We start from the raw sequence: 11,475 nt of genomic DNA, 5'->3' as shown, positions 1-11,475 counted from the left end.
CGAAGCCCATCGAACAGACTTACAGGACACGACCTAGCCGTTGACAGGGAGTTCGAGGGCGGCCTTCGCGCCCCGGACCAGGCCGGGATCGTCCGGAGTGGACGGTCCCGGCACCCACACGACCTGGACCAGCCGGACCGAATTCCCATCCAGGCTGCTCTGGTAGGCGGCGCCTTCGAACACCGGGACGTCGCCTTGCCACTGGTTGGTCTCGGTGGCCACGTCGAGGATGCCGCCACCGCCGGGGTTGTCGGCCGTGCCCTTGAACGCCGTCGCCTGCTCCGCGTCCGGGAAGTCCACGACGGCGATCGTGACCGCGGCGGCCCGGCCGTCGATGGAACTGGCGAAGCTGGCCCGTTTCACCGTCGAGCAACTCGTCTGCTGAAGGCTCGTCTGGACGTCGCCGTACGCGTGCGACGCGCATTTCTGGTCCGCGGCCGACGCCCGCGAGGTGAACTGGATGTTCTCCACCGCGCTGCTGCTCGGCGGCGGGGGACTGGTCGCAGGGGTCGGCGGCGGTGTGGTCTGCGTGGACGCGGTGTCGTCACCACCGGAAGCCACGCTGATGGCCGCGACGAGCAGCACGATGAGCAGGCCGATCGCGGCGAGCGGGAGCCACTTCACCGTCTTGGACTGATGAGGCGCCTTCGGGGCCTGCTCGGCGGGAGCGGAAGCGGCGACGGGAGCGGCGGCCGCGGGCGGCGGGCCCTGCCGGACCGGCGGAACGGGTTTCGCGGCGACGGCCTGCCGAGCGGGCTGCCCCTGCGGAGCGGGCCGGACGGGCGGCGGTGCGGCCTGCGCCGGCCGGGTGGATTTGACCGGGGGTGCGGGAGGTTTCGCCGGTCTTTTCGCCTTCCCCGGATGCTGCACCGGAACCGTCGGGGCGATCGCGACCAGCGGGTTCTCGCGGATCACGGTCGGCTCGTCGTCGGAATAGGCGCTGAACCCTTCGCCGAGCAACATCTCCTCGGGCATCGGCGGAGCGTCCGGGGCGAGCGCGGCGATCAGCTCCCGCGCCTGCTGGACCGAGCGGGGCCGCGGAGCGGTGGCCAGCGAGACCGTCGCGGCGAGCATCGTCGTCGCCGTCGGGTACAGGACGCGGACCGAGCCGGCGAGATCCGCGGCGGGCTGATCGACCGTCTCCACATAGGGACCGACGGCGATGATCGTGCCGATCGGACCGGCGCCGGGGGCGACGTCCGCGATCTTGTGCGTGCACGCGGCCGACAGCGAAAGCGCGTCGGTGGCCGGGTTGATCGAGGTGTCGCCGTGGACCAGCGGCCAGCCGTCGGCCTTCCACGGTCCGCCGAGCGGGGCTTCGAGTTTCAGCGCCGGGTCCGGCAGGTCGACGCCGATGACGATGAGAACGCCCTTCGGCATGACGACGACGGCTTCGACCGGCCGTCCTTCGACCGGGCTGGCGCCGACCAGGGCCACCCCGCCCACGACGTTGCTGCCCCGGCCGAGTGAAGCCAGCGCGGCGCGGACGTCCTCGGCCACCCGGGACGGCTGTTGAGCGAGGCGAACGAGTCGCACCGAACCCCTCCCCATCTCGTCGGTCTCGATGCACAAAGTAGCGCCTCCATCCGGAGCAACGGGAAGACACGTCGCAGGTCGGCGCGGTGATGTTGGTCCGAGAAGTTGTCATCCACGTGAGCGCCGTCACTCGAACGGGTATTACTCGTTGGTAGGTGGCAGCTCCTTTGTCCCCTGTCACCAGGAGAAACGTCATGGCCGTATCTCGCCCTTGGCGTCGACGCGCCGCGCTCGTCGTCACCCTGCTCGCCGTCCCGGTCGCGGGGATGGTCCCCGCGCAGGCCGCAGGACCGCTCGCGCCCGTCGCCCCAGGACTCTCCGCCCTGCTCTCGGCCGTCACCGGCGCCACGGGGGTGACCGCGCTCGTGCACGCCGGCGACGTCGCCACCGCCGAACGCGCCGCCCGCGGGGCCGGGCTCACGAAGATCACCTCGTTCGGCAAGATCGGCGTCGTCGCCGTCCGGGGCACCGCCGACCAGGTGCGCGCGGTCCGCGAGGCCGACGGCGTCACCTACGTCGAAGGCAACGAGAAACTCAAGGCGCACGGCAGCGCCGGCACCACGGCGACCCGGAGCCTGCAGACCCAGGCGCAGCTCAAGGACGCCGGTGGCACGCCGGTGGACGGCAGGGGCGTGTCCGTCGCGATCATCGACACCGGCGTCGACCCGACGCATCCGGCGTTCAAGGGCGCCGACGGCAAGACGCGGGTGGTGCGCAGTCTCAAGAGCCTTTGCCTCGACGGCACGGCGACCAACTGCATCGTCGACGTCCCGACCGCCGTCGACACCGACACCCTCTCCCTCGGCGGCCACGGCACGCACGTCACCGGCATCGCCGCCGGGAACCAGCTGACGCTGACCGACGGCACCAAGGTCGGCGGCTCGGCGCCGGGCTCGAAGATCGTCTCGGTGTCGACCGGGGCGGCGCTGCTCGTGCTCGGCACGGACGCAGCGCTGAACTGGGTGCTGGAGAACCACAAGGCGCCCTGCGGCGCGGGTGTCCCGACGTCGGTGTGCCCGCCGATCAAGGTGACCAACAACTCCTACGGCCCCAGCGGTGGCGGCGCCTTCGACCCGAACTCGGCGACGGTGAAGCTGCAGCGCGCGCTCGCCGCGGAAGGCGTCGTCACGGTGTGGGCGAACGGGAACGACGGCGGCGACGGTTCGGCGAACCTCTCCAACCCGCCGGGACAGGACCAGACGCCGGGCGTGCTCTCGGTGGCGTCGTTCAACGACCAGGGGACCGGCACCCGCGACGGCACGGTGTCCGACTTCTCCTCGCGCGGCCTCCAGGGCAGCCAGTCGAGCTGGCCCGACGTCTCCGCGCCGGGGGAGAACATCCTCTCGTCCTGCCGCCCCACGCAGCCGATCTGCACGCAGGGCCTGCAGCCGAAGAACGGCCCGGGACTGCTGGACCTGGCCACCTACAACGTGATCAGCGGGACTTCGATGGCGGCACCGCAGATCACCGGGATCGTCGCGCAGCTGTTCCAGGTCGCGCCGAACGCGAGCCCGGGTGACATCGAGGCCGCGATCAAGGGCACGGCGTACAAGTTCACGAACGGCTCGCCGTACGTCGCGGCCGGGCTGTACACGTCGAGCTTCGACAAGGGCACCGGCCTGGTGGACACCTTCGCCGCGGCGAAGTCCCTCGGCGCCCAAGGCTGACCCGGAGCGCTCCGGCCGTCGAGTCCGTGAAGGCCTCCTTGAGGGATCCTGGGTCCCTCAAGGAGGCCTTCACGGATGGGGCGGCACAATTGCCGTCCCCGGGTTAACCCGCGTGACGGGATCTTTTCCCCGGCCCAGCCGAAAGAAGGGGGCTTTCGCAGGAGTCCCGCGTCCCAATCAGGTGCGACTTGTGGTGTTCATGTGGCCAAACAGCACAGTTGGGGTGCACAATGTGCTGACGCGTACCGGGAGGCGGCACGAGCCACCTGACCAGCAAAGCTCGCGAGGTCGTAGGGGAAGACGCCCCTCGTCGAGTAGCGGAGGTCAGCAGTGAGCACCCGTGGCAACACCCGTGGCGTGGTGTACGTCCACTCGTCGCCGTCTGCGGTGTGTCCGCACGTCGAGTGGGCCATTTCGGGCACCCTTGGTGCCCGAGTCGAGTTGAAGTGGACGGCGCAGCCCGCCAGTCCAGGACAGCTCCGCGCCGAATGTGGATGGCGTGCGCCTTCGGGCACCGGCGGAAAGCTGGCGTCCGCGCTCAAGGCGTGGCCGATGATCCGGTTCGAAGTCACCGAAGAGCCCAGTGCGGGGGTCGACGGCGAGAGGTTCTGCTTCGCCCCGGGCCTCGGCCTGTGGCACGGCAGGACCAGTGCCAACGGCGACATCGTCGTGGGCGAGGACCAGTTGCGTGCCCTCGTGAGCAAGGTCCGCGCCGGTGAATCCCTCGCGCACAAGCTCGACGAGCTCCTCGCCGCCAACTGGGACGAAGCGCTCGAACCGTACCGGCACGCCGGTGACGGTGCCCCGGTCACCTGGCTGCACCAAGTCGGGTAGACGCCGGTGAGGACGGAAGAGGCGGGCGGCTAACCTTTCAGGGTGACCGCCCAGCCTCGCCCCCTCTCCCGCCAGCGGTGGCTGATCCCCGTGCTCGTGGTCGTGATCTCCCTGACCGTCGGCGTCGGGCTGCTGGCACGCGATCTCTACCTCCGCCCGGAGGCCGCGCCCACCACGCCGCTCGTCAGTGATTCGCCGACGTCGGTCGCCCCGGGGGCGCAGCCGGGCTCACGCGCCGTCGAGGTGACTCCCGACGTCTTCGCGCATCCGCAGTACCAGAGCGTCCGGCAGGTGCTGCAAGGGTATTTCGACTCCATCAACGATCGCGACTATCCGAAGTGGACTTCGGTGGTCAGCCGCGACCGGGCCAAGACCAAGACCTCGGCCGAGTGGAAGAAGGACTATCAGTCCACTCGGGACGGAAGCATCCTCGTCTACCGCATCGAGCCGGGCGCGCCGAGCACGCTCCGGGTACTCGTCGCCTTCACCAGCGTCCAGGACGTCGAAGACGCGCCGGTGTATTTGCCGGAGGGGTGCATCCGCTGGCGGCTGGTGCTGCCGCTGCGGCTGGAGAGCGGTTCCTGGCGCGTCGACACCACCGACGGTGGTACGAACCCCGAACACGAAAGATGCTGAAGTAAGGGGCGACATGGTCCCCCAGGCTGACGCGGGTGTGAACCGGGGCCGAATAGAGTCGCGGGCATGGCAATTGACCAGCCGGCCGTGCTGACCGGCGCCTCGAGGGGTCTCACCAGCGAAGAGGTCGCCCAGCGGGTGGCCGCGGGACAGACCAACACGGTCTCGACGAAGACCAGCCGGACCACCGGCGAGATCATCCGCGCGAACGTCTTCACCCGGATCAACGCGATCTACGGCGTGCTGTTCGTGCTCATCCTGTCGACGGGGTACTTCATCGACGGGCTGTTCGGCGGCCTGATCATCGTCAACAGCGCGGTCGGCATCATCCAGGAACTCCGGGCGAAACGGACCCTGGAACGGCTCGCCATCGTCGGACAGGCGAAGCCGACAGTCCGCCGTGACGGGCAGAGCGCCGAGATCGCCCCGGAAGAGGTCGTGCTCGGGGACCTCGTCGAACTGGGGCCCGGCGACAAGATCGTCGTCGACGGCCCGGCGCTGACCGCCGACGCGCTCGAGGTCGACGAGTCGCTGCTGACCGGGGAATCCGATCCGGTGGTCAAGCAGCCCGGTGACAAGGTGCTGTCCGGCAGCTTCGTCGTCGCGGGCAGCGGCACCTACCGCGCCGACATCATCGGCGACGAGTCCTACGCGGCGAAACTGGCCGCCGAGGCCAGCAAGTTCACCCTGGTGAAGTCGGAGCTGCGGCAGGGCATCGACAAGATCCTCAAGTTCATCACCTACCTGCTCGTCCCGGCGGGCGCGCTGACCATCTACAACCAGCTCGCGGGCGACCAGGCGTGGCCGGACGCGCTGCGCGGCATGGTCGCGGCGCTCGTGCCGATGGTGCCCGAAGGCCTGGTGCTGATGACCAGCGTCGCGCTCGCGGTCGGCGTCATCCGGCTGGGCAAGCGCCAGTGCCTGGTGCAGGAACTGCCCGCGATCGAAGGGCTCGCCCGGGTCGACGTGGTGTGCGCGGACAAGACCGGCACGCTCACCGAGAACGCGATGCGGCTTTCCGAGGTCCGGGAGATCACGCCGGGCCACCCGGTGGACGACGTGCTGGCCGCGCTCGCCGCCGCGGATCCCCGTCCGAACGCGAGCTTGCAGGCGATCGCCGAGGCCTACCCGGCCGATCCCGGCTGGCGGGTCACCACGACCATGCCGTTCTCCTCGGCCCGCAAGTGGAGCGGCGCGTCGTTCGGCGCCGACGGCGACTGGGTGCTCGGCGCGGCCGACGTCCTGCTGCCCGAGGGGGAGCACCGGGCGGAGGCGGAGAAGATCGGCTCGCGCGGTCTGCGCGTCCTGCTGCTGGGCCGTGCCGAGCGGGCCGTCGACGCGGCCGAGGGCCCCGGCGACATCCGGCCGGTCGCGCTCGTGGTGCTGGAGCAGAAGGTCCGGCCCGACGCGAAGGACACTTTGGACTTCTTCGCGCACCAGGACGTCGCGGTCAAGGTCATCTCCGGGGACAACGCCATCTCGGTGGGCGCGGTCGCGGGCACCCTCGACCTGCCGGGTGCGGACAAGCCCGTCGACGCGCGGAAGCTGCCGGAGGACGCCGAAAAGCTGGCCGACACCGTGGAGGAGCGCGCCGTCTTCGGCCGCGTGACGCCGCTGCAGAAACGCGCGATGGTCGGTGCGCTCCAGTCGAAGGGGCACACCGTCGCGATGACCGGGGACGGCGTGAACGACGTCCTCGCGCTGAAGGACGCGGACATCGGTGTCGCCATGGGCGCCGGCAGCCCGGCCACCCGCGCGGTCGCGCAGATCGTGCTGCTGGACGACAAGTTCGCCACCCTGCCGCACGTCGTCGCCGAGGGACGGCGGGTGATCGGCAACATCGAGCGCGTCTCGAACCTGTTCCTCACCAAGACGGTCTACTCGGTACTGCTGGCGCTGATGGTCGGCATCGCGCAGGTGCCGTTCCCGTTCCTGCCGCGGCACATCACGATCACCGCGTGGTTCACGATCGGCCTGCCCGCCTTCGTGCTTTCACTGGCGCCGAACAACGAGCGCGCCCGCACCGGCTTCGTCGGCAGGGTGATGCGGATGGCCGTCCCGGCCGGGCTGGTCATCGCCGCGGCGACGTTCGTGAGCTACCTGCTGGTGTACAAGGGATCCGGACAGTCCGAACTGGACAAGATCCAGGCGGGGACGACGGCGTTGATCACGCTCATCACGATCGCGCTGTGGGTGCTCGGGATCGTCGCGCGGCCGTACCGGTGGTGGAAGATCCTGCTGATCGGCGGGATGGTCGTGCTGACGCTCGCGCTGTTCCTGATCCCGTTCACGCAGAAGTTCTTCGCACTGGACCCGAGCGTGAGCGCGTACACGCTTTCGGCGTTCGTCTGTGCCGGGGTGGGCATCGTGCTGGTGGAAGCCGCCTGGTGGATCGGGCGGCATCTGGTGAAGCGTTCGGAAGCCTGACCCTTCAGTGCCGCAGGAAGTACGTGAAGGCCCCCTTCACTGCGCTAGACGCAGTGAAGGGGGCCTTCACGCGTGAGCTGTCGCGCTTTGAGGTGCAGGCGTTGCGAAAGCCACTTTCGCAACCTTCAACGTTGTGAAAGTGGCTTTCGCAACGCCGAAGGTGGCTTTCGCCGCACCGCTTCCGCCTCTCGTGACCGCGTGGACCTTGGGTGTCGCGAAAGCCACTTTCGAGACGTCTGATGTCCCGAAAGTGGCTTTCGCGACACCTCTCGGCTTCAGCGCCGGACCATGAAAGCGGACCAAGCGTCACGGCGGCAGCACAAGCCTCACCCGCAAGTACATAAAGGCCCCCTTCACTGCGCTAGACGCAGTGAAGGGGGCCTTCACGTACTGAAATCAGGCCGCCGGAGTGAACAGCAGCGCCGTGTTGTGCCCGCCGAAACCGAACGAGTTGCTGATCGCCGCGCCCAGCTCGACCTTGCGCGCCTCACCGGAGACGACGTCGAGCTGCACCTTCGGGTCCAGGTCCTCGAGGTTCAGCGTCGCCGGGATGAGGCCGTGGTAGATCGCCAGGATCGTGGCGATGCCCTCGACCGCGCCCGCACCGCCGACCAGGTGGCCGAGCGCGCCCTTGGGAGCGGTCACCACGGCGTGCTCGCCGACGGCGTTGCGGATCGCCGCGGCCTCGCCGACGTCACCGACGACCGTGGAGGTCGCGTGCGCGTTGACGTGCCCGACGTCGGTGGGGGAGACCCCGGCCATCGTCATCGCCTGCCGCATGGCGGCGATCTGGCCGACGCCCTCCGGGTGGTTGCCCGTGATGTGGTAGGCGTCCGAAGTGATCCCGTACCCGCTCAGCTGCGCGTAGATCCGCGCGTTGCGGGCCTTCGCACGGTCCGCCCGCTCCAGGATCACGACACCGGAGCCCTCGCCGAGGACGAAACCGTCACGGTTCACGTCGAACGGCCTGGACGCCTTCGTCGGGTCGTCGTTGCGGGTGGAGACTGTCCGCGCCTGGGCGAAACCGGCGAGGGTGATCGGGTGGATGCACGATTCGGCCCCACCGGCGACCACGACGTCGGCGCGGCCCGAGCGGATCATCTCGTAGCCGGCGGCGATGCCTTCCGCGCCCGACGCGCAGGCCGACGCGGGCGAGTGCACGCCGGCACGCGCCTTCAGGTCGATCCCGACGTGCGCGGCGGGGCCGTTCGGCATCAGCATCGGCACGGTCAGCGGGGAGACCTTGCGGAGTCCCTGCTTGTGCAGAAGATCGTTCTGGGAGATCAGGGTGACCGGACCGCCGACACCGGTACCGATGGTCACCCCGAGGCGCTCGGGTTCCACATCCTGATGCTCGTCGGTCGGCTGCTCGAAACCCGCGTCCGCCCAAGCCTGGCGGGCGGCGATGATCGCCACCTGCTCACAGCGGTCCAGCCGCCGGGCCTGGACCCGCGGCAGGACTTCGGACGGGTCTACGGCGAGCATGGCGCCGATCTTCACCGGCAGCTCGAGTTCGTCGACCCAGTCGGCTTCGATGCGGCGGATCCCGCTCGCCCCGGCGAGCAGTCCGTCCCACGTGGACGCGACGTCCCCGCCGAGCGGCGTGGTCGCGCCCATCCCGGTGATCACGACGTCGATGTTGCTCATTGGAGTCTCCCCAAGGTCGGCGCCAATCAAGAAGTCGGACTTACTTGGAGTTGGCCGACACGTAGTTCACCGCGTCGCCAACGGTCTTCAGGTTCGCCAGCTCGTCGTCCGGGATCTTGACGCCGAACTTGTCCTCGGCCTGAACAGCGATCTCCACCATGGACAGCGAGTCGATGTCGAGGTCGTCCACGAAGGACTTCTCGGCGGTCACGTCGTCCTGCGCCACACCGGCGACCTCTTCGACGATCTCGGCGAGGCCGGCGAGGATCTCTGCGTTGTCTGCCACTGGTTGTTCCCTTCTCGGTGATGCTTTCGGCTGCCCTGCGGACACGGTGCCCGCAGGGGAAGTATTCATCACGGGCAGATGAAGGCCTGGCCCGCGTAGGAGAGTCCGGCCCCGAAGCCGACGGCGAGCACGACGTCGCCCTTCTTCGCGGTGCCGGCCTTGCGCATGTGGTCCAGCGCGAGGGGGATGGACGCGGACGAGGTGTTGCCCGAGTACCTGATGTCGTCGGCGACGACCATGTCCTCGCGGCCGCCCTTGGCCCGCAGCTTCTTGGCGATCGCCTCGACGATCCGCAGGTTGGCCTGGTGCGGGATCAGGACGTCCACATCGGACGGTTCGAGCCCGGCCAGTTCCAGCGCCCGCAAGGCGATCGGCGCGATCTGCGTGGTCGCCCACCGGAAGACCGACTGGCCCTCCTGGTAGATCCACTTGTCGTCGCGCATGTAGATGAGGTCGACGTGCTCACCCGCGCTGCCCCAGGACACCGGCCCGATCTGCGCCGTGTCGGCCGCGCCGACCACCGCCGCGCCCGCGCCGTCGGCGAAGATGATGGCGTTCGCGCGGTCGACCGGGTCGACGTGGTCGGTGAGCTTCTCGGCGCCGATCACGAGCGCCTTCTTCGCGCTGCCCGCGCGGATGAGGTCCGACGCGACACCGAGGCCGTAGCAGAAACCGGCGCAGGCGGCGTTGAGGTCGAACGCGGCGGGGTGCGTGATGCCGATCCGGTCCGCGACCTGGGCGGCGGCGTTCGGGATCTGCGTGGGCATCGTGCAGTTCGGCAGGATGACCGTGTCCACTTCGGACGGATCCACGCCGGCGTCGGCCAGCGCGGCGGTGCCCGCCTTGACCGCCATGTCGACCAGCGACTCGTCCTTCTCGGCGAACCGGCGCTCGACGATGCCGACCCGCTCGCGGATCCACTGGTCGTTGGTGTCCATGATCTTCGAGAGATCGTCGTTGGTCACGATCTTCTCGGGCTGGAAGCTCCCGACACCGAGGATGCGGGTCCCGGCGGCGCCCTGCGCCTGCCGCAAGGTGGATCGGTCGGTCACGAAGCGTCCTCCTGCCCCTGAAGCTTCGCCAGCTCGGCGGGGGTCTTCAGTGCGATGGTGGTGGTCACGGTTCCCTTGAGCTGCCGCTTGACCAGCCCGGTCAGCGTGCCCGCCGGCGGCAGTTCGAGCGTCGAGGTGACGCCCGCGGAGACCAGACCGTCCATGGTCAGGTCCCAGCGCACCGGGCTCGTGACCTGCTTGACCAGCCGGTCGAGGTACTCGGCCCCGCTGGTGACGACCTGGCCGTCGGCGTTCGACAGCAGCGGACGCGTGGGGTCCGCCGGGGTGATCTTCGCAGCCTGCGCGGCCAGCGCTTCCTGCGCGGGTGCCATGTACGCGGTGTGGAACGCGCCCGCGACCTTGAGCGCGCGGACCTTGGTGCCTTCCAGCGGCTCGGCCACGATCTTCTCGATCGCGGCGGCGGCGCCCGAGGCGACGATCTGGCCGGCGCCGTTGCGGTTCGCCGCGGCGAGGCCGTGGCCGTCGAGCCAGGCGACGACCTGATCCGGGTCGCCGAGCATGACCGCGGCCATGCTCGTGGGCTCCAGCGCGCACGCCTTCGCCATCTCCGCGCCGCGGATGGCGGCCAGCGCGACGGCGTCCTCGGGGCTCAGCACCCCGGCGATGGCGGCGGCGGCCAGCTCACCGACGGAGTGACCGGCGACCGGCGAATCCGCCGCGACCGGCGCTTCGCGCTGGAGGTGTTCGAACGCCAGCAGTGACAGCGCCACGATCAGCGGCTGCGTGATCGCGGTGTCCTGGATCTCTTCGGCATCCGCCTCGGTGCCGAGGCGGATCAGGTCGAGACCGGCCCGCTCGGACCAGGCTTCGACGCGCGCGCGGGCGCCGTCGAGCTCTAGCCAAGGGGAGAGCATGCCTGGGGCTTGGGAACCCTGACCGGGGGCGAGGACTGCAACTGTCACCCCCATAGGGAACACGCTCGGCCACCATGGTCGTGATGCCGACGTTCACCAAGTCCTGGCAGCGTAATTGTCGGAACCCTCCAAAAGTGCCTTCCTGATCTCCGCGCTTAACCCAAAAGCCTTGTCGGGTTCAACCAGCTTTCCCTATGAAGTCCGTCACTGCGCAGAGTTACCATCGGGTTTATCGGAGTCGCGCGGGGCGGGCCGAGTCCGCTGTGTCGCTTCATGTGCCGAGTGGGCTGTTCGCCCGTTTCGGCGCGGGTGGTCGTGAGTGTTTGGGTCGTAGGTCCGGTCCGTGAAGGCCTCCTTCCCTACCCTGACAAGTAGGGAAGGAGGCCTTCACGGACTTGGAGGTCGTCCCCGTGCACCAGCGGTTACCGCGGTAGCGCGGGCGACCAAGGGTGCCGCGCCGTAGTCGGTCAAGGGGGTCGTGAGTGGTAAGTGACGTTAGAACGACACTTACCACT

Annotated in this window: 9 protein-coding genes; 4 read left to right on the top strand and 5 right to left on the bottom strand. The window is 69.3% G+C overall.

All coding sequences use genetic code 11. The features are described from left to right. Nucleotides 1–33: 33 nt before the first annotated feature. Nucleotides 34–1,551 carry a hypothetical protein gene (locus B0293_RS27270; protein ID WP_085939625.1) on the bottom strand — a complete coding sequence of 506 codons (1,518 nt, stop codon included), beginning with the start codon at nt 1,549–1,551 and terminating at the stop codon, nt 34–36. Between the two features lie 179 nt (nt 1,552–1,730). On the opposite strand from B0293_RS27270, the gene B0293_RS27265 reads away from it, so the two are divergent. From B0293_RS27265 to B0293_RS27250, 4 genes are all read left to right on the top strand, one after another. Next, nucleotides 1,731–3,203: a S8 family serine peptidase gene (locus B0293_RS27265; RefSeq protein ID WP_005154553.1), complete on the top strand. Its 1,473-nt coding sequence runs from the start codon at nt 1,731–1,733 to the stop codon at nt 3,201–3,203. Nucleotides 3,204–3,533: 330 nt separating this feature from the next. Continuing rightward, complete coding sequence (locus B0293_RS27260) at nt 3,534–4,037, top strand: DUF3145 domain-containing protein (protein WP_005154552.1); 504 nt, start codon at nt 3,534–3,536, stop codon at nt 4,035–4,037. A 42-nt stretch (nt 4,038–4,079) separates the two neighbouring features. Beyond that, nucleotides 4,080–4,673 carry a hypothetical protein gene (locus tag B0293_RS27255; protein ID WP_039916699.1) on the top strand — a complete coding sequence of 198 codons (594 nt, stop codon included), beginning with the start codon at nt 4,080–4,082 and terminating at the stop codon, nt 4,671–4,673. 66 nt (nt 4,674–4,739) lie between these two features. Then, on the top strand, nt 4,740–7,100 hold the full coding sequence (locus B0293_RS27250; RefSeq protein WP_209437264.1) for a cation-translocating P-type ATPase: 2,361 nt from the start codon (nt 4,740–4,742) through the stop codon (nt 7,098–7,100). A 396-nt stretch (nt 7,101–7,496) separates the two neighbouring features. On the opposite strand, the gene B0293_RS27245 is transcribed toward B0293_RS27250, so the two are convergent. The 4 genes from B0293_RS27245 to B0293_RS27230 all read right to left on the bottom strand — a co-directional run bounded on the left by B0293_RS27245 (nt 7,497) and on the right by B0293_RS27230 (nt 11,014). After that, nucleotides 7,497–8,747 (bottom strand): beta-ketoacyl-[acyl-carrier-protein] synthase family protein, encoded by a 1,251-nt coding sequence (locus B0293_RS27245; RefSeq protein ID WP_005154548.1) that lies wholly within the window; start codon nt 8,745–8,747, stop codon nt 7,497–7,499. A gap of 40 nt (nt 8,748–8,787) precedes the next feature. Then, a complete protein-coding gene (locus B0293_RS27240; RefSeq protein ID WP_004559006.1) occupies nt 8,788–9,033 on the bottom strand; it encodes an acyl carrier protein in 246 nt (81 codons plus the stop codon). Between the two features lie 68 nt (nt 9,034–9,101). Continuing rightward, a complete protein-coding gene (locus tag B0293_RS27235; protein ID WP_005154546.1) occupies nt 9,102–10,085 on the bottom strand; it encodes a beta-ketoacyl-ACP synthase III in 984 nt (327 codons plus the stop codon). Next, nucleotides 10,082–11,014 (bottom strand): ACP S-malonyltransferase, encoded by a 933-nt coding sequence (locus B0293_RS27230; protein ID WP_077241397.1) that lies wholly within the window; start codon nt 11,012–11,014, stop codon nt 10,082–10,084. Before B0293_RS27230 ends, B0293_RS27235 begins: the two co-directional genes overlap by 4 nt. Between the last annotated feature and the right edge of the window lie 461 nt (nt 11,015–11,475).

It is taken from the genome of Amycolatopsis azurea DSM 43854, from assembly GCF_001995215.1.
GTDB lineage: Bacteria > Actinomycetota > Actinomycetes > Mycobacteriales > Pseudonocardiaceae > Amycolatopsis > Amycolatopsis azurea.
Note: the sequence above shows the minus strand (reverse complement) of the source record. Positions and strands in the feature narration are given on the sequence as shown.

What these genes read in the sequence shown, in the direction of transcription:
- B0293_RS27265 (WP_005154553.1), top strand. Translation starts at nt 1,731, where the DNA reads ATGGCCGTATCTCGCCCTTGGCGTCGACGCGCCGCGCTCGTCGTCACC.
- B0293_RS27245 (WP_005154548.1), bottom strand. Translation starts at nt 8,747, where the DNA reads ATGAGCAACATCGACGTCGTGATCACCGGGATGGGCGCGACCACGCCG.
- B0293_RS27270 (WP_085939625.1), bottom strand. Translation starts at nt 1,551, where the DNA reads ATGGGGAGGGGTTCGGTGCGACTCGTTCGCCTCGCTCAACAGCCGTCC.
- B0293_RS27230 (WP_077241397.1), bottom strand. Translation starts at nt 11,014, where the DNA reads ATGGGGGTGACAGTTGCAGTCCTCGCCCCCGGTCAGGGTTCCCAAGCC.
- B0293_RS27250 (WP_209437264.1), top strand. Translation starts at nt 4,740, where the DNA reads ATGGCAATTGACCAGCCGGCCGTGCTGACCGGCGCCTCGAGGGGTCTC.